This is a genomic window from Marmoricola sp. OAE513, assembly GCF_040546585.1.
In the GTDB taxonomy this organism is placed as follows: Bacteria; Actinomycetota; Actinomycetes; order Propionibacteriales; family Nocardioidaceae; genus Marmoricola.
Genome location: NZ_JBEPOC010000001.1, coordinates 3570789 through 3587650, shown reverse-complemented (window position 1 = coordinate 3587650; position 16862 = coordinate 3570789). Strand labels below are relative to the sequence as shown.

The following is a 16862-nucleotide window of genomic DNA, read 5'->3' as shown; positions in this document are numbered from 1 at the left end:
GGTGCGTGAGCATCCGCTAATGTTCTCTTCGCGCCTCCGACCAGTCGGAGTTCGCAGGCGGACATAGCTCAGTTGGTAGAGCGCAACCTTGCCAAGGTTGAGGTCGCGAGTTCGAGTCTCGTTGTCCGCTCGGAGTAGGAACTGCCGAAACCTCCACGGTGGGTTGGCCGAGAGGCGAGGCAACGGACTGCAAATCCGTCTACACGGGTTCAAATCCCGTACCCACCTCGAACAACTGAAACAGCAACACCTCGGGCGATTGGCGCAGCGGTAGCGCGCTTCCCTGACACGGAAGAGGTCACTGGTTCAAACCCAGTATCGCCCACCAGTACGTTGGCCCCGCTCCTCGGAGCGGGGCCTTCGTCGTTCTCGAGTCGTGACGGACCTCAGTCCTCTCGGAGCTCGGTGCCCGACCAGCCGCCCTTGCGCACCAGGCTGACTCCGCTGCTGTGCACCGCAGCCCCGGCGACCGCGACGCCCATCACCAACAAGATGATCGGCGTGCGCACAGCACCGTCGCGGGCCTCGTCGCAGAAGTCGGGGTAGCTGATGTCCTCCTCGTCCCGCTGGTCCGCTGCGTCCTTGGCTCGCTCGGACTTGCTCGTCGGGTTGAACACCGACCCGCAGTCGATCTCGTAGCTGTTGAGGGGCAGGAAGCCGAGGATCAAACCGGAGACGAGCAGACCGGCCGCGACCCAGCCGAGGATCTTGGTCACTGCGGCGGCCCGTAGCCCGGAGGTCCGGTCTGGAAGCCCGGTGGCGGAGGACCGACCCGCGTGAGGTCCCCCCGTGCCGTCACGAAGTAGATGATCGTGCCGATGATGCCGAGCACGACCATGAGCACGACGTGCAAGATCTTGTTCTGACCGGCAGCGGTCCACTGGGCGTCGGGCATGTTGATCGCCTCGATCAGGAACACCAGCCACAGCACGATGCTCCCCAGCGCGAACAGCCCGAAGATGACGAACAGTCCGGTAGCGATCCCGAATCCAGCGTCCATGACCCGACGCTACCGCGCGAGCCCGGGTTTGTCGGTGCACCCTGCAAGGCTCCGAGCATGAAGACCGAGCTGCAGCGAGAGAAGCCGATGTACGTCGTCCTGAGCCGCGGCGACGACACCCCTGCCGAGATCGTGGACCGCCTGCGTGGGACCGCCGGCGTGCCGCCGTTGGAGGACGACGCTGTCTAGCGGCGAGGTCGTCGAGTTCACCGCCGAGCTGTTCCTGTGGAGCGACGGCGGCTGGTACTTCGTCCGGCTCCCGGTGGAGGCGGCCGAGGAGGTGCGGGACCTGGTCACCGCTCCCCCGACGGGCTTCGGGTCGGTCCGCGTGGAGGTCACGATCGGTACGTCGCGGTGGCGCACATCGGTGTTCCCCGACAAAGCGTCCGGGTCGTTCTTGCTGCCGGTCAAGAAGCCGGTGCGCGTTGCGGAGGGCATCGATGACGGCGACGAGGTCCGCGTGCTGCTCGAGGTCACCGGTGACTGAGCCTCATGGTCCATCGCACTCCGGGTAGCAACCGGGTATGACCACGACTCCGAACGAACCCGTCGAAGACCCGAACATCGTGCCGCCCGGGGAGGACCCCGGCATCAATCCGATCGCCCCTGGCACCCCCAAGAGCCCTCAGGAGGATCCGCAGACACGCCCCAACGTCTGAGGCACCCCGCCGTCAGCGGCGCGGCTGGTCGAGCGCCAGCAGGCGCAGGCCGTCCTTGAACATCTGGATCAGCGGGATGTGCTCCGGGTGGCGCACGCCTGGCTTGAAGCCCGGGCAGTACGTAGGCCCGTCCGGGCTGAGCCCGAGACCGACGTTTCCGGCGCCGCACCCGACGTCCAGCAGCGCAGGATCGATCCAGTGGAACTGGGTCCAGTGCTGCTCCTGGCAGTGGCGCTCGTGCTTGCGCAGCCAGGTGGACGGCCTCGGGCCGCTGGCTTCGCGTCCGTGGACCTGGCCGAACCAGCCGTCGTCGAGGATCGCGAACTGTCCGAGCTGCCAGACGGCGTGCTGGTGCTTGGCCCCGCGCGACGCCTGCACGACCAGGTAGCCGCTCGGCACCAGGTTGTCGCGCCGGATGATCATCAGGGCGTTGTCGACCAGCTGCACCAGCGACGGGGCGCGGTGGCTGCGGTGGCTTGCTGCGCCGCCATCGGGAGCCTGACGCTGCTCAGGCACGTACGGCGAGGCCGCGGACTGCAGCAGCGGTCCCGGCTCGGCGACGATCCCTTCGGCCATGCGCCCAAAGTACGAGCCTTTCGAGACCCGTGAGCCTCCGATTCCGGAACTCCCCGTTCAGCAGTCAACTCGCGTGACGCAGTGAGATTGGTGGGACGGATGAGGCGACTCCGGTCCAGTCCACCGACCGTCGCCCGACGCTGTCTCGGTCACCTCGACAGCGCCGCCGGCGTATCCAGGTCCTCGACTGCGGCGACCGCCCGACGCAGACCGGTGTCGGCGATCTCGGTCCCCTGCAGCCCTCCGAGGCCACTGGTAAAGGTCGTCGCGACGTACACGTACGCGACCATCTGCCGGTACGTCGTCCAAGCCGCATCCGCGCCGACCTCGGGTCCGCCCGCGGCGGCGAGCTCGCCGCAGTAGTGCGCCAGCAGCTCGCGCTCGTGCTCCCGGCGTACGGCGGCCTCGAGGCTCAGCACGGTGAAGTAGGTCGCGTCGCGGAACCCGTTGCCGCGGCGGACGGCCTGCCAGTCGAGCAGACCCACGTGCTGGTCGCCCGGCTCCCCGAGGAGGTAGACGTTGCCGGGGTGCGGGTCGCCGTGCAGCACGCAGAACGCGTCCCGGTCCAGGACCTCGGCCCACCGGCCGTAGCTGCGCAGGAGTCCGTCTCCCCCGGCTGCCACCAGCGACGGATCGCGTTCGGCGACCTTGCGGCCGAGCCGGCCGATGACGCCGGACACCACCGGCATCAGCGCGTCGGCCGAGTTCGTGCCCAACCAGGTCGGCAGGCCTGCGCGACCCGAGGTCGAGCCGTGCAGCGCGGCCAGGGTGCTCAGTCCGGCGGCCACCTGGTCCGCGCTCAGCGGAGTCGTGGTGTCGACGAACTCCGCACCGCGGGCGGCGAGGTCTTCCAGCACGACCGCGAAACGCCCCGTACGCCGCTCGAAGCGTGACCCGAGCGCTGCCGGCGCCTCCAGGTCGAGCCCGGCCCGCAGGTCGCGGAAGAAGCCGACCTCGACCTCGCCCAGTCGTGCCAACCCACCGAAGAGGCGGGTGCCCAGGTCGGTGGCTGCGGACTTCACGAACACCGTGTCCGGGACGTCGTCGCCGCGAAGCCGCAGCACGCTGCGGTCCGTCGTACCGGTCGTCCCGCCGATCGGTTCGCAACCGCTGACCTCGCGCCCGAGCAGCGACGACATCACTGGGGGCGTGAAGTCCGCCGCCCGTCCCGGCAGTGCCGACGACGACGGCAGCAGGTCCAGGGCGACCCTGCCGAGCTCCTGCCCGAGACGTCCGGCCGTGCGCACGACCGACGGCACGGGTGACTCAGTCCTCAGCCACGGCTTCACCGTGGGTGCCCGGCCGGGGGGCCCACGGCAGCTCCTTGGACGGCCGGACGACGACCAGCCGGTCCCCGCGCGCGAGCTGGGTCACCGTCGGGTCGAAGTAGCGGTAGACCTTCTCGTCGCGCAGCACCGCGATCACCTGGTCCGGCAGGCTCTGCGGCGCCTTGCCGACCTCGTTGACCAGCAGCTCGCGCTCGGCGACCTCGAGGCCCTCGCCGTAGGTGAGCAGGTCCTCGAGCACCGAGGCCAGCGGCGGCGAGATCGACGACAGGCCGACCAGCCGGCCGACCGCGTCCGAGGAGGTGACGACCGCGTCCGCACCGCTCTGCCGGACCAGCGGGACGTTGTCCTGCTCCCGGACCGCGGCCACGATGTAGGCCTGCGGGTTGAGCTGGCGCACGGTCAGGGTGGCGAGCACCGTGGTGTCGTCCCGCGGGGTGGTGATGATGACCTGGCGGGCGCGCTCGACGCCGGCGCGGCGCAGCACCTCGCGGCGGGCGGCATCCCCGGTGACGACGGCCAGCCCGTGCGCGTGCGCCTCGCCGAGCGCGACGCTGCTCGGGTCGACGATGACGATGTGCTCCTTGTCGACCCCGTTGTTGACCAGGGTGTCGACGGCGCTGCGGCCCTTGGTGCCGTAGCCGATGACGACGATGTGCTGCTCCATGTGCTTCCTCCAACGGGCGTTCCGGATCATCTCGCGCCCCTGGTTGGCGAGGACCTCCAGCGTGGTACCGATCAACAGGACCAGGAAGCCGATGCGCAGCGGCGTGATGACGAACGCGTTGATGAGCCGGGCGTGCTCGCTGACCGGGGCGATGTCGCCGTAGCCGGTCGTGCTCAGGGTGACGGTCGTGTAGTAGATCGAGTCGACGAGCGTGATCGCGTCCCGGCCCGGGTGCGCGCTGTCGCGGTAGTTGTGGCGGTCGAGGTAAACCACCAGCACGGTGAACAGGAGGATGCCGACCGCGAGCAGCAACCGGCGGGTGAGTTCCCACCACGGCGACCGGGTCAGGACCGGCAGCTTGAGGACGCCGGGGACGACCTTCGACTCGATGTCAGGCACGGGCGGACACGGCTACTTGACCACGGTGCCGTAGATGAGCACCTTTGACTCGGGCTCCGCGCCCGAGACCCCCGAGGTGTCCATCGACACGAACCGGAACTTGTCACCCTTGTCGGGCAGGGTCGCCCCGGCCGAGTGGTTCCAGATGCCGCAGAGCTCGCCGTCGTCGTTGACGGCCTTCTCGTCCTCGACGCCCTTGCCCTCCAGGCACAGGGTGGAGGTCCGGGAGTCGAAACTGGCGACGGTGGCCGTGGAGCGGTTCGGGGTGTCCGGACCGGCGACCGTGCCGATCAGGTACCCGGCCACCAGGCACAGCGCGCCGCCGGCCACGAAGACCGGGGTCGGAAGAGTCACGTTTCCCACGAGCAGAGCATGTCACGGCGGCCATCACGTCGGGCGCAGCGCCTCCCGCGTGCCGTCGGTCAGCGCGGGTGCAGCTCGATGACCTCGGCGCAGCGCTCGACCGGCTTGGAGATGTCCTCGATCGTCACGCGCTTGTCCGGCCAGCGGCGAAGGACCACCCAGTCACCCGTCTGCACGGCGCACGCGCGGTCGCGCGCGATCCGACCGAGCATCCGACCCGAGTAGGTCGCTCGCACCTCGCCGCGCTCGGTCCGAACGACGGCGACACCCGGCTCGCAGCCGACGACGCAACCCAACCAGGGGTCGAGTCGCGTCACACGCTCGACGCTCATCGAACGCCGATCTCTTCGACGGAAGTCACGCGCTCAATGTACGGCGCGAATTCACCTCTGGCACGCGATTAACCGGACTTCTCCGCGCCCTGGGACGGCCCGGTTTCCGAGACCCCGGAGTCCGGTGTCGAGTCGTCCTCCGCACCCGTCGTCGTACGCCACGGCAGGACCACGTCCAGGCTCAACCTCTTCAGCAGCTCCGACCGTGCCCGGGTCGTCTCCTTCTGCGGCCAGATCTGGTCGAACGCCGCGTTCAGGGCGGCACCGATGAGCACCGCGATCGAGAGCACGTAGAGCCACAGCAGGATCGCGATCGGCGCTGCCAGCGGGCCGTAGATCGAGGTCGAGCCCTGCGCCGTGCTGACCAGCACCCAGCGCAGCACGGCGGAGCCGACCACCCAGCAGAACAGGGTGAACACCGCACCGGGGAGGTTGAAGCGCCACGACGTACGGACCGGCACCGAGAGGTGGTACAGGGTGGCGAGGAAGCAGATGCAGAGCACCACGACCGTCGGCCAGTACAGCTCGTTCAGCCAGTCCCAGCGCTCCGAGAGCGCCTCGTCGACCAGCTTCGGCCCGGCCACGACCAGCGGGATCGTGATGACCCCGGTGAACATCCCCAGGACGTAGAGCAGGAACGACAGCGCCCGGGTCCGCACGATCCCGCGGTGCCCGCCGAGGCCGTACATGATGGTGATGGTGTCGACGAAGACGTTGAGGGCACGGGAGCCCGACCAGAGCGCGAGGATGAAGCCGATCGAGATCACGTCGTACCGACCGCCGTTGAGCACGTCGTCGAGCGTCGGTTGGATGATCTTCTGGACCGTGTCCGGGGTCAGCGCCTGACCGGCGAGGTCCAGCACGTTGGTGCGGACGTCGTTGATCTGGTCGTCGCTGAACTGGTTGAACACGTAGCCGACCGAACCTGCGAGCGCGAAGATCAATGGGGGTAGCGAGAGGATCGCGAAGAACGCCGCCTCGGCCGCCAACCCGGTCACCCGGTTCTTCATGCAGGTGTCGACCGTCGAGACGGTCAGCCGCCACAGCGCCTTGCCGACGTTGGTCGGGGTCCACCGGCGAGCAGGCGTCGACGCACTGCTCGGGGAGACCATGGGGTCAACCGTAGAGCCAGACGCGGCTGGATCCACGCACCGTGGAGGCCGATGTGACCCGTTCGTCAGGCGGGCGGTGGCGTACGGCGTCAGCTCAGCTCGAGGCCCGGGTACAGCGGGTGCTTGTCCAGCATCTCCGCCGACTGCGACCGCACGCGGTCCGCGACGCCGTCGGCCAGCTTGTACGTCGCCTTGGAGGGCGCGCCGGCCTTGTTGGTGCCGGCCTCGGTGTTCGTGAGCACGTCGACGATCATCTCGGCGACCTTGTCGAACTCCTCGTGGCCGAAGCCGCGGGTCGTCAGCGCAGGCGTGCCCAGGCGGACGCCGGTGGTGTACCAGGCGCCGTTCGGGTCGTTCGGGACCGAGTTGCGGTTGGTGACGACGCCGGCGTCGAGCAGCGCCGACTCCGCCTGGCGACCGGTCAGTCCGAACGAGGCGACGTCGAGCAGCACGATGTGGTTGTCGGTACCGCCGGTGACCAGCTTGGCGCCACGGGTCAGGAACCCGTCAGCCAGCGACTTCGCGTTGTCGGCGATGTTCTGGGCGTAGGTCTGGAACGCCGGCTGGCGCGCCTCTGCCAGGGCGACCGCCTTGGCGGCCATCACGTGCGACAGCGGGCCACCGAGCACCATCGGGCAGCCGCGGTCGACGTCGGCCGCGAACTCCTCCTGGGCCAGGACGAGGCCACCGCGCGGGCCGCGCAGTGACTTGTGCGTGGTCGTGGTGGTGATGTGCGCGAACGGGACCGGGTTCTCGTCGCCGTTGAAGACCTTGCCCGCGACCAGACCGGCGAAGTGCGCCATGTCGACCATCAGAGTGGCGCCGACCTCGTCGGCGATCTCGCGCATCTTGGCGAAGTTCACGCGTCGCGGGTACGCCGAGTACCCGGCGACCAGGACGGCCGGCTTGAACTCGCGAGCCTTCGCGGCTACCACGTCGTAGTCGAGCAGCCCGGTCTCCGGGTCGGTGCCGTACTGCTGCTGGTGGAACATCTTGCCGCTGATGTTCGGTCGGAAGCCGTGGGTCAGGTGACCACCGGCGTCCAGGGCCATGCCGAGCAGCCGCTGGTTGCCGAACTCGTGGCGCAGCTGCTCCCAGTCGGTCTCGGAGAGCTCGTTGACGTTCTTGACGCCGTACTTCTCCAGGGCCGGCGTCTCGACGCGGTGCGCCAGGATCGACCAGAAGGCGACCAGGTTGGCGTCGATGCCCGAGTGCGGCTGCGCGTAGGCGTACGGCGCTCCGAAGAGCTCGCGGGCGTGCTCGGCAGCCAGCGACTCGATGGTGTCGACGTTCTGGCAGGCCGCGTAGAAGCGGTGACCGACGGTGCCCTCGGCGTACTTGTCGGAGAACCAGGTGCCCATCGTCATCAGGGTCGCGGGCGATGCGTAGTTCTCCGAGGCGATCAGCTTGAGCGACGAGCGCTGGTCGGCGAGCTCCTTGCGTGTGGCTTCCGCCACACGCGGCTCCACGGACGCGATCACCTCCAGCATGGCGTCGTACGCTGCAGAAGTCGTCTTGGCGAGGGATTCGGCGCTCATGCGCACAGCCTAGAGCCGACCTCGGACCGCGGGCGGACCACCCGGGCCCATACCAAATGACGGACAGGCGTCTCATGACATGAGATTCGGGTTTGTGGAACGCGTGTCCGGAACCTGAGACTTGACCCATGATCAGCGCCTCCACCTCGACCTGGCTCGTGACACGTCGTCACGTGGACCTCGGTCGTACCGGTAGCGCCATGTGTCCCGCCCGCTGAACCTCGCCCTTGTTCACCTCCGTGTGCAACGACGCATGCGCTCCCCTTCAGCGAAGGACTTCCTTCTCAGATGCCTGACCAGCGTTTCGATTCCCTTCCGCCTCGCAAGACCGAGATCCCGCGCCCGAAGAGGGCCGAGGGCCAGTGGTCGCTGGGCCAGCGTGAGCCGCTGAACAAGAACGAGCAGTCCAAGAAGGACGACGACCCGCTGAACGTGCGGGACCGGATCCTCTACACCTACTCCAAGCGCGGCTTCGACTCGATCGACCCTGCCGACCTGCGTGGCCGCTTCCGGTGGATGGGCCTGTACACCCAGCGCAAACCCGGCATCGACGGCTTCCACACCGGGGCGATGGAGGAGGAGGAGCTGGACGACCGCTTCTTCATGATGCGCGTCCGCAGCGACGGCGAGCTCCTCGACGCGGCCAAGCTCCGCGCACTCGGCACCATCGGCACGGACTACGCCCGTGGCACCGCCGACATCAGCGACCGCCAGAACATCCAGTACCACTGGATCCAGATCGAGGACGTCCCCGCGATCTGGGAGCTCCTCGACTCGGTCGGGATGAGCAGCCTCGAGGCGTGCGGCGACAGCCCGCGACCGTTCCTGGGCTCCCCCGTCGCCGGCGTCGCCGCTGACGAGATCATCGACGGCACCTGGGCGCTGGAGGAGATCAAGCGCCGGTACCTCAACAACAAGGAGTTCTCGAACTTCCCGCGGAAGTTCAAGACCTCGCTCACAGGACACCCGAGCCTGGACACCGTGCCGGCCGTCAACGACGTCTCGTTCGTGGGTGTCGTGCACCCCGAGCACGGACCCGGTTTCGACGTCTGGGTCGGCGGCGGCCTGTCGACGAACCCGATGTTCGCCCAGAAGCTCGGCGTCTGGATCCCGCTCGACGAGGTCCCCGACGTGTGGGCCGGTGTCGCCGGGATCTTCCGTGACTACGGCTACCGCCGGCTGCGCGCGCGTGCCCGGCTGAAGTTCCTCGTCGCGGACTGGGGCGTGGACAAATTCCGTGAGGTCCTCGAGAACGAGTACCTCGACAAGACGCTCGTCCGCGTCGACTCCCCGCCGGTCTCCACCGACAGCGGTGACCACGTCGGCGTGCACGCCCAGAAGGACGGCAAGTTCTACATCGGTGCCGCCCCGATCGCCGGCCGCGTCAACGGCCAGGTGCTCACCGACCTCGGTGACCTGGTCGAGAAGTACGGCGCCGCCGGAGCCCGGCTCACCGCGCAGCAGAAGCTGGTCGTCCTCGGCGTCGACGGCACCGACGTGGACGCGTTCGTCGCCGACCTCTCCGCGATCGGCCTCGAGGCCAACCCGTCGAACTGGCGCCGCAACACGATGGCCTGCACCGGCATCGAGTTCTGCAAGCTCGCGATCGTCGACACCAAGGAGCGCGCCCGCGCGCTGGTCGGTGAGCTGGAGGCGCGCTTCCCCGACCTCGACACCCCGATCACGATCAACGTGAACGGCTGCCCGAACTCCTGTGCGCGCACCCAGGTCGCCGACATCGGCCTCAAGGGCATGGTCGCGCTGGACGCCGAGGGCAACCAGGTCGAGGGGTTCCAGGTGCACCTCGGTGGTGGCATCGGCCTGCACGACACGTTCGGCAAGAAGCTTCGCGCCCACAAGGTCACCAGCGCCGGCCTCGATGACTACGTGACCAACGTCGTCACCGCCTACCTGGCCGAGCGGACCGAGGGTGAGTCCTTCGCCGCGTGGGTCCTTCGGGCCGACGACGAGGTGCTCCGCGGCGAGACGGCGTACGCCAAGGAGCCGGTGACGATCTGATGACCTCCTCCGAGCGCGCCGTGCCGTACCACTGCCCTTTCTGCGGTGGCGAGAACCTGTGGCCCCACGAGGGCGCTGCCAGGTCCGACGGTGCTGCCCCGCAGGGCGGCTGGGAATGCCGTTCCTGCCTGCGCGCGTTCAAGATCACCATGATCGGAAAACTGGCCCGTCCTGCGTTGGGAGGTGACCGATGACCACGCCCACCACCCTCGCGGCTCGCGCGGCGCGTGGATCGGCGACCGAGGGACGCAGCATCGAGGAGCTGAAGGACATCGTCTTCCAGGTCGGCGCGGAGCTCGAGCTCGCGCCTGCCGAGGACATCGTCGAGTGGGCCTTCGCCACCTTCGGCGAGCGGTTCTGCGTGACGTCCTCGATGGGAGACGCAGTACTCGCCCACGTGGCCTCCAAGGTCGCCCCCGGCGTCAAGGTCGTCTTCCTCGACACCGGCTACCACTTCGTCGAGACCATCGGGACCCGCGACGCCGTCGCCGCGACGATGCCGGTCAACCTGCTCACCATCACGCCGGTGCAGTCGGTCGCCGAGCAGGACGCCCAGTACGGCAAGGACCTCTACAAGACCGACCCGGACCTGTGCTGCAAGCTGCGCAAGGTCCAGCCGCTCGCCGACACGCTGGGCAACTACGACGCCTGGGCGACCGGCCTGCGCCGGGCAGAGACCCACAACCGGGTCATCGCCCCGGTCGTCGGCTGGGACGAGAAGAAGCAGAAGGTCAAGGTCTCGCCACTGGCCCGCTGGACCGACGAGGACATCGAGAAGTACATCGTGGAGAACGGTGTCCTGGTCAACCCCTTGCAGTACGACGGGTACCCCTCGATCGGCTGCTGGCCGTGCACCTCGCGGGTCGCACCGGGCGAGGACGCCCGGAGCGGTCGCTGGGCCGGCACGAACAAGACCGAGTGCGGGATCCACCAGTAGCAGACGAACACCCACCCCGAGCAGCACCCACCCATCGCAGAGACAACGGCGTCACAGCGCGATCGACGAGAAGGGAGACCGGTCCGTGACCGCTCCAGCCCTCATCGCCCTTGCCCACGGCAGTCGCGATCCCCGATCGAAGGCGACCATCGAAGCACTGGTCGCCGAGACCCGCCTGATGCGTCCGGACCTGCGGATCGAGGTCGCGTTCCTCGACCACGTGCGGCCGTCGTTCGAGACGACCGTCAACAAGCTGGTCCGTGCCCGCTACGAGGAGATCGTCGTAGTGCCGCTGCTGCTCAGCGAGGCGTTCCACGCGAAGGTGGACGTGCCCCAGGTGATCGCCGAGGCGACCGAGCGGCACCCCGGTCTGCAGATCCGTGCCACCAAGGTGCTGGGCCTCGAGCACACCTTCCTGGAGGTCCTCGACAAGCGGCTGCGCGAAGCGCTCAGCGCCGCCCGGGTCCGTGAGCTCGACGCCCTGGTCCTCGCCGCAGCCGGCTCCTCGGACCCGCTGGCCAACCAGGCCGTCGCGCGTCTCGCTCGCGTCTGGGGCGCCCACCACAAGCTTCCGGTGACTGCAGCGTTCGCCTCCACGACTCCCCCGGCGACCGGTGAGGCCGTACGCGCCTTCCGCGCCGAGGGACGGCGCCACGTCGCGGTTGCCTCGATGTTCCTCGCGCCGGGCTTCCTGCCCGACCGGGCCGCCGAGCTCGCGCTCGAGGCCGGCGCCGTGGCGGTCTCCGAGCCGCTCGGAGCCGACCCGGAGGTCGCGCGGACGATCCTGGCGCGGTACGCCGTCGGGGCCGTCGAGCTCGTCCCGGTCTAGCGAAGACGCGACCAGCGTGGCGAAACCTGGTGACGTGCGCGCCTAGGTCGCGTCCCGCTCGTACGCCGGAGGCTCCACCAGCGCCTCCAGCAGCCGGACCAGCTCCTCGCTCGGGTCGGCAGTGAGCCCGCCGTGCACGGGCCCCGGCTGCACGACCGTCGAACGCGGCGCCTTGAGGAACCCGAACCTGCTGCTGAGCGACTGCCGACCGACCGAGCCGGCGTCCTCGTCGCCGGCGCACACGTCGTCGATGAAGCACAGCGCGTCGCTCACCGCGGTCACGTCGACCTGCGGATCGAGCGCGCGCAACCGGGCCACCGTGACGCGCCAGTGGCACTCCAGGAACCCGGCGTCCTCGCAGTAGAGAACGAGGCCGACGTTCACGAACTCCTCGCGCTCCACGCGCGGGACGCAGCGCAGCACGACGTACTGGTAGGGCATCAGGCTCATGCAGCACCTCGCCGCGGGAGCCAGCTGCGGGACCCGTCCAGGCGCGCACGCAGGAACCGCCGGTAGGCCTCGCGCAGCTCCTCGGGGCCGACCGGCCCGACCAACCACTCGTCGGGGACCTGCGCGGTGATCTCCGCCAGCGCGGCATCGGTGACCAGATCGGCGTAGCCGTCGGCGACGGCGGGCAGCTGGTCGACGTACGCCGCCATCACGTGGTCGGCCGACGACCACGGTTGCTCGGCGAAACGCTGCGGGTCGGTGACCCCGCCGCTCCAGGCGTGGTGGAAGTACAACGACGCCCCGTGGTCGATCGCCCAGACGTCGCCGTGCCAGACGAGCAGGTTCGGGTTGCGCCAGGTGCGGTCGACGTTGGCGGTGAACGCGTCCAGCCACAACACCTTGGTCCCGACCTCTACGGGGAACTCGGTGGTCGAGTCGAAACCGAACGAGCCGGGCAGGAAGTCGACACCGAGGTTCTTCCCCAGGCTGGCGTTGAGCAGGTCCTGGACCTCCTCGTCGGCCTCGTACCGCGCGATCGGTTCGGTGAGGTCGATCTCGGCCAGGCGCGGCGTGCGCAGGTCGAGCAGGTCCGCCAGTCCGCTGACGATGACCTCGGCCACCAGGACGTTGAGCCCCTGGCCCGCGCCGCGGAACTTGCAGACGTAGGTGCCGAGGTCGTCGGCCTCGACGATCCCGGGCAGCGAACCGCCCTCACGCAGCGGAGCGATAAACCGGGTGGCGGTGACCTGCGGGAGGCTCACTTCTCGTTCTCCAGGCGGGCACGCTGCTCGGCGATGTCGTAGTCCGGCTCCGGCCAGTCCAGGTCGAGCGCGGCCAGGTGCTCGCGCAGGAGCTGCCCGATCGCCCAGTTGCGGTACCACTTCCGGTCGCTCGGCACGACGTGCCAGGGAGCAGCCTCGGTGCTGCACCACTCGAGCGCGGTGGCGTACGCCGCCTGGTAGGCGTCCCAGTGGCCACGCTCGTCGACGTCCTCGGGCTTGAACTTCCACTGCTTGGTGGGGTCGTCGAGCCGGGCGAGGAGGCGCTCCTTCTGGGTCTCGGGCGAGATGTGCAGCATGCACTTCACGATCACCGTGCCCTCGTCGACGAGGCGCTGCTCGAAAGCGTTGATGGCGTCGTACCGGCGCTCGATCTCGGCGGCGTCGGTGAGCTGGTGCACCTTGACCACCAGCACGTCCTCGTAGTGCGAGCGGTCGAAGATGCCGATCTCGCCGGGGCCGGGCAGCTCACGCTCGATCCGCCACAGGAAGTCGTGCGAGAGCTCTTCCTTGGTCGGCTTCTTGAACGACTTCAGGCGCATGCCGCCGGGGTCGAGGAGGCCGACCGCGTGCCGGAGGATGCCGCCCTTGCCGGAGGTGTCCATGCCCTGCAGGACCAGCAGCAGGCGCCGGTCCGATCCGGTGTAACCGGCGGCGAAGAGCTTCTCCTGCAGGTCTGCCATCTCGGGGGCGAGCTCGGGCAGCGCCTTCTCGGCATCGCTCTTGCTGCCGTCGAAACCGGGCGTGCCCCGGGTGTCGAGGTCGGCCAGGTCGGTGCCGTGGCGGTACCGGAGTGCGTCCGAGATCGGGGAGCTCATGGTCAGAGCCTAGGGCTACGCTCCCCCTCATGATCCTCGCTGCGCTCGTCAACGCACTGTCGTCCACTCGGCCACGAGCAAGCCCGGGCGCTCGGTAGGCTTCGCGCGTGGACCTTCCGGTGATGCCGCCCGTGCAGCCCATGCTCGCGAAATCAGTGAAGGGCATCCCCGACCCGGCGAAGTTCGAGGGTGGCCTGTCCTTCGAGCCCAAGTGGGACGGCTTCCGATGCCTCGTCTTCAAGGACGGCGACGAGGTCGAGATGACCTCGCGCAACACCAAGCCGCTGACCCGCTACTTCCCCGAGGTCGTCGAGGCGCTGCGCACCCAGCTGCCCGACCGGTGCGTGCTGGACGGTGAGCTCTTCGTCGCGATCGGACCCCGGCTCGAGTTCGAGGTGCTCCAGGAGCGGATCCACCCGGCAGCCTCGCGCATCGCCAAGCTGGCCGAGGAGACCCCGGCCAGCTTCGTGGCGTTCGACCTGCTCGCGTACGGCGACGAGGACCTCACCGAGCGGCCCTTCGCCGAGCGCCGGGCGCTGATGGAACAGCACCTCACCGGACTGTCCGGTCCGACGTACCTGACCCGCACCACCCTCGACCCGGTCGAGGCCGAAGCCTGGTTCGAGCAGTACGAGGGCGCCGGGCTCGACGGCGTGATCGCCAAGCCGATGGCCGCGCCGTACAGCCCGAACGGGCGCACCATGCTCAAGATCAAGCACGCGCGGACCGCCGACGTCGTCGTCGCCGGCTACCGCGAGCACAAGAACTCCACACCCGAGCGACCGTTGCTCGGTTCCCTCCTGCTCGGCCTGTACGCCGACGGCGAGCTCCAGCACGTCGGTGTCGCCGCATCGTTCACCGAGGCCCGTCGCGCCGAGCTCATCGAGGAGCTGCAACCGCTGGTCGTCCCGATCGACGAGCACCCGTGGGGGCGGTGGCAGGAGTTCCTGACGGCCAACCCCGATCGCGTGCCAGGGACGCAGAGCCGGTGGAGCGCCGGGAAGGACCTGTCCTTCACCCCGCTGCGCCCCGAGCGCGTGCTCGAGGTCGGCTACGAGCACATGGAAGGTCGACGCTTCCGGCACACCGCCCAGTTCAAGCACTGGCGCCTTGACCGCGATCCGGAGTCGTGCGGTTACGAGCAGCTCGACGAGCCGGTGAACTACGACCTGTCTAAGGTGTTGGGTGTGAACTCTTCGACCGGCAAGGAGACGCGATGAGCGACTACGACGTGGCGCTGCTGATCGAGCAGGCGCTCACCGCGCAGGATGCGACCCAGATCCGCAGCCTGCACGACGGGATCGAGGACCCGGTCCTGTACCACGTGCTCATCCCGGTCGAGGAGAGCGCGGCGCGGATCGAGGCCGGCATCGGCGGGCTCGGTGCCGGCGAGACCCTCGTCGCTCCCCCGATCCTCACCGACCCCGACGTGGTCGCCGAGCTCCAGCAGGACCTGCTGGACGTGGCGCGTGACGCCGTACGCGACTCGGTCGCCGCCATCGAGGCTGCGGGCGGTCGCGCCGTGGGCGACATCGTCACCACCGACCCGATCGAGGGCCTGGCCGGCAAGGTCGCCGCGGTGGACGCGCGCGAGGCGATCATCCTGACCCGCCCGCACGTCGTCTCCGAGTTCTTCCACCTCGACTGGACCTCGCGCGCGCGACGCAAGCTCGGCGTGCCGGTCCTGCACCTGCTCGAGCACGAGACCTTCGACGAGCAGGCGGGCGAGGGCGAAGGCATCACCGGCCTGTGATCGTCCAGGCCTTGGACGGCCGGTACGTCACCGTCCGTCGGCGCTGGGTCCCCTGGCGTCTCAAGGCCCGCAAGTTCGACGGCTTCGACGCCTTCGACATCGTCGGGGGTGCTGACGACCCGGTCAGCTTCGTCGCGCTCCTCGCGCTGGCGATCTTCCTGGCCCTCTTCGGCGGCATCATCCTGACCGTCGCGGTTCTCGCCGGAGAGTTCTTCCTGCTGCTCCTGCTCCTGCTGCCGCTGCTCGCGGCGGCCCGGATGCTCTACCTGCTGCCGTGGAAGATCGAGGCGACGTACGGCGACCAGACCCTCGGGACCGTCGGCGTTCGCGGTTGGCGCGAGTCCGAGGAGCGGATCCGGGACATCGCGGGTGCCTACCAGCGTGGCGAGGATCCTTTCCCGGTCAGCGCCTGACCGGGACCTGACGGAAGCGCGTCTCCAGGGCCTCGCCGATCGCGACGGCGAGCGGCTGGTGCACCCGGCCGAACACCCGGATCCTCGTCGACTCCGCATCAGCGACAACCGAGACGGTGAGCTTCATGCGGGTCGCGCCGAAGGCGAGCAGCAACAGACCGATCGGGAAGGTCACGAGCGCGAGGAAGAGCATCGCGCCGGAGCTGTAGCGGTACGAGAGCTGGTAGGTGCCGGGGAGGACCATCTCGAGCTCGACCTTGCGGGCCAGGCCCAGCAGCTCGACCACTGCGGACTCCACCTCGACCGCCGGCGCGGACACGACGAGCTCGTCAGCCACGTTGACGATGGGCGTGCGCAACGACCGCACCACCGATACGGCCAAGGAGATCACTGCGGCGAGCACCACCACGGCAACCAGGAACGGTCCGACGAAGCTCATGCCGATCAGGGTAGATCGCCCGCCGCTGTTCCGCGCGTGCTGTTCCTCAACCCATCACCCTGAGCTGGTAGAAACCGTGGGTCTTCGCGACCACGGTGCCGTCCTCGTCGGTGACCTCGGTGAGCAGCTCGAAGTTGGACTTGCCGTTTTCGGTCGCCTCGGCCTGGACCCGCGCGCGCTCCTCCTCCGACAGCGTCGTCCTCGCCGTGGCCGCGGTCATCGCCGGGCGGGTGAAGTCGATCTCCAGCCGCTTCACCAGGGGTACCGCTCCGGACACGTCGAAGAAGCCGCCGATGATCCCGCCGAGCATCTCCGCCACTGAGAACAGCGACCCGGCGTACGCGACACCGAAGTGGTTCACGTTGGGTCCGCTCGGGATGCGGGCGGCCGCGCTCCCGGGTGTCGCCTCGAGCACCTCGAGACCCATCGCGCCCAGGATCGGGACGACGGCATGGACTCCTGCGGTGGCCTCGGCGAGGTCGGTCTCAGTCAT

The 16862-nt window shown here is 69.0% G+C and carries 23 protein-coding genes and 3 tRNA genes; 12 read left to right on the top strand and 14 right to left on the bottom strand.

From position 1 onward, the window contains the following. Positions 1-57: 57 nt before the first annotated feature. The 3 genes from ABIE44_RS17965 (at position 58) to ABIE44_RS17955 (ending at position 328) form a co-directional block, all read left to right on the top strand. A tRNA-Gly gene (locus tag ABIE44_RS17965) sits at positions 58-130 on the top strand. A gap of 27 nt (positions 131-157) precedes the next feature. Further along, a tRNA-Cys gene (locus tag ABIE44_RS17960) sits at positions 158-228 on the top strand. A 25-nt stretch (positions 229-253) separates the two neighbouring features. Next, positions 254-328 (top strand) — tRNA-Val (locus ABIE44_RS17955). Between the two features lie 58 nt (positions 329-386). Here the strand turns inward: ABIE44_RS17955 and ABIE44_RS17950 are convergent. Both ABIE44_RS17950 and ABIE44_RS17945 read right to left on the bottom strand, forming a co-directional pair. Further along, complete coding sequence (locus tag ABIE44_RS17950; protein ID WP_209714404.1) at positions 387-716, bottom strand: hypothetical protein; 330 nt, start codon at positions 714-716, stop codon at positions 387-389. Continuing rightward, a complete protein-coding gene (locus ABIE44_RS17945; RefSeq protein WP_209714406.1) occupies positions 713-1000 on the bottom strand; it encodes a phage holin family protein in 288 nt (95 codons plus the stop codon). Before ABIE44_RS17945 ends, ABIE44_RS17950 begins: the two co-directional genes overlap by 4 nt. A 57-nt stretch (positions 1001-1057) precedes the next feature. On the opposite strand from ABIE44_RS17945, the gene ABIE44_RS17940 reads away from it, so the two are divergent. Then, a complete protein-coding gene (locus tag ABIE44_RS17940; protein WP_354438273.1) occupies positions 1058-1189 on the top strand; it encodes a hypothetical protein in 132 nt (43 codons plus the stop codon). After that, a complete protein-coding gene (locus tag ABIE44_RS17935) occupies positions 1146-1487 on the top strand; it encodes a DUF1905 domain-containing protein (protein ID WP_354438271.1) in 342 nt (113 codons plus the stop codon). Before ABIE44_RS17940 ends, ABIE44_RS17935 begins: the two co-directional genes overlap by 44 nt. 184 nt (positions 1488-1671) lie before the next feature. On the opposite strand, the gene ABIE44_RS17930 is transcribed toward ABIE44_RS17935, so the two are convergent. The 7 genes from ABIE44_RS17930 to ABIE44_RS17900 form a co-directional block, all read right to left on the bottom strand. Continuing rightward, a complete protein-coding gene (locus tag ABIE44_RS17930) occupies positions 1672-2235 on the bottom strand; it encodes a hypothetical protein (RefSeq protein ID WP_209714408.1) in 564 nt (187 codons plus the stop codon). A 149-nt stretch (positions 2236-2384) separates the two neighbouring features. Beyond that, positions 2385-3494 (bottom strand): phosphotransferase, encoded by a 1110-nt coding sequence (locus tag ABIE44_RS17925; RefSeq protein WP_209714410.1) that lies wholly within the window; start codon positions 3492-3494, stop codon positions 2385-2387. Positions 3495-3501: 7 nt separating this feature from the next. Continuing rightward, complete coding sequence (locus ABIE44_RS17920; protein WP_354438269.1) at positions 3502-4587, bottom strand: potassium channel family protein; 1086 nt, start codon at positions 4585-4587, stop codon at positions 3502-3504. A gap of 12 nt (positions 4588-4599) precedes the next feature. Next, the gene (locus ABIE44_RS17915) at positions 4600-4950 is read right to left on the bottom strand and encodes a hypothetical protein (protein ID WP_209714412.1); all 351 of its coding nucleotides are present in this window, start codon (positions 4948-4950) and stop codon (positions 4600-4602) included. Between the two features lie 59 nt (positions 4951-5009). Then, positions 5010-5267: a hypothetical protein gene (locus ABIE44_RS17910; protein WP_209714414.1), complete on the bottom strand. Its 258-nt coding sequence runs from the start codon at positions 5265-5267 to the stop codon at positions 5010-5012. A gap of 83 nt (positions 5268-5350) precedes the next feature. After that, on the bottom strand, positions 5351-6394 hold the full coding sequence (locus ABIE44_RS17905) for a YihY/virulence factor BrkB family protein (RefSeq protein WP_354438268.1): 1044 nt from the start codon (positions 6392-6394) through the stop codon (positions 5351-5353). Positions 6395-6483: 89 nt separating this feature from the next. After that, complete coding sequence (locus ABIE44_RS17900; RefSeq protein WP_209714416.1) at positions 6484-7932, bottom strand: glycine hydroxymethyltransferase; 1449 nt, start codon at positions 7930-7932, stop codon at positions 6484-6486. Positions 7933-8060: 128 nt separating this feature from the next. Between ABIE44_RS17900 and ABIE44_RS17895 the strand changes: the two genes are divergently transcribed. The 4 genes from ABIE44_RS17895 to ABIE44_RS17880 all read left to right on the top strand — a co-directional run bounded on the left by ABIE44_RS17895 (position 8061) and on the right by ABIE44_RS17880 (position 11717). Then, positions 8061-8150 carry a putative leader peptide gene (locus ABIE44_RS17895; protein WP_354438267.1) on the top strand — a complete coding sequence of 30 codons (90 nt, stop codon included), beginning with the start codon at positions 8061-8063 and terminating at the stop codon, positions 8148-8150. A 70-nt stretch (positions 8151-8220) separates the two neighbouring features. Beyond that, a complete protein-coding gene (locus ABIE44_RS17890; protein WP_209714418.1) occupies positions 8221-9951 on the top strand; it encodes a nitrite/sulfite reductase in 1731 nt (576 codons plus the stop codon). Between the two features lie 190 nt (positions 9952-10141). Beyond that, on the top strand, positions 10142-10888 hold the full coding sequence (locus tag ABIE44_RS17885; RefSeq protein WP_209714420.1) for a phosphoadenylyl-sulfate reductase: 747 nt from the start codon (positions 10142-10144) through the stop codon (positions 10886-10888). Between the two features lie 85 nt (positions 10889-10973). Then, entirely contained in the window at positions 10974-11717 is a 744-nt protein-coding gene (locus tag ABIE44_RS17880) for a sirohydrochlorin chelatase (protein WP_209714422.1), read from the top strand. A gap of 42 nt (positions 11718-11759) precedes the next feature. Here ABIE44_RS17880 and ABIE44_RS17875 read toward each other — a convergent pair whose 3' ends face one another. The 3 genes from ABIE44_RS17875 to ABIE44_RS17865 are packed head-to-tail and all read right to left on the bottom strand — an operon-like array spanning position 11760 to position 13764. Beyond that, positions 11760-12167: a DUF3037 domain-containing protein gene (locus ABIE44_RS17875; protein WP_209714423.1), complete on the bottom strand. Its 408-nt coding sequence runs from the start codon at positions 12165-12167 to the stop codon at positions 11760-11762. Then, positions 12164-12928, bottom strand: a complete 765-nt coding sequence (locus ABIE44_RS17870) for a HipA family kinase (protein ID WP_209714424.1) — start codon at positions 12926-12928, stop codon at positions 12164-12166. The genes ABIE44_RS17875 and ABIE44_RS17870 overlap by 4 nt, the downstream gene beginning before the upstream one ends. Beyond that, entirely contained in the window at positions 12925-13764 is an 840-nt protein-coding gene (locus ABIE44_RS17865; protein WP_209714426.1) for a PPK2 family polyphosphate kinase, read from the bottom strand. Before ABIE44_RS17865 ends, ABIE44_RS17870 begins: the two co-directional genes overlap by 4 nt. Before the next feature lie 107 nt (positions 13765-13871). On the opposite strand from ABIE44_RS17865, the gene ABIE44_RS17860 reads away from it, so the two are divergent. From ABIE44_RS17860 to ABIE44_RS17850, 3 genes are read left to right on the top strand one after another with little or no spacing between them, the layout of a single operon-like run. After that, positions 13872-14984, top strand: coding sequence for an ATP-dependent DNA ligase (locus tag ABIE44_RS17860; protein WP_209714428.1), 1113 nt, complete (start codon positions 13872-13874; stop codon positions 14982-14984). After that, entirely contained in the window at positions 14981-15517 is a 537-nt protein-coding gene (locus ABIE44_RS17855; RefSeq protein WP_209714430.1) for a hypothetical protein, read from the top strand. The genes ABIE44_RS17860 and ABIE44_RS17855 overlap by 4 nt, the downstream gene beginning before the upstream one ends. Continuing rightward, positions 15514-15930: a hypothetical protein gene (locus tag ABIE44_RS17850; RefSeq protein ID WP_209714432.1), complete on the top strand. Its 417-nt coding sequence runs from the start codon at positions 15514-15516 to the stop codon at positions 15928-15930. Before ABIE44_RS17855 ends, ABIE44_RS17850 begins: the two co-directional genes overlap by 4 nt. On the opposite strand, the gene ABIE44_RS17845 is transcribed toward ABIE44_RS17850, so the two are convergent. Together ABIE44_RS17845 and ABIE44_RS17840 are read right to left on the bottom strand one after the other, a co-directional pair. Next, positions 15920-16369, bottom strand: a complete 450-nt coding sequence (locus ABIE44_RS17845; protein ID WP_209714434.1) for a hypothetical protein — start codon at positions 16367-16369, stop codon at positions 15920-15922. The genes ABIE44_RS17850 and ABIE44_RS17845 overlap by 11 nt on opposite strands. A gap of 46 nt (positions 16370-16415) precedes the next feature. Beyond that, complete coding sequence (locus ABIE44_RS17840) at positions 16416-16862, bottom strand: PaaI family thioesterase (protein WP_209714436.1); 447 nt, start codon at positions 16860-16862, stop codon at positions 16416-16418.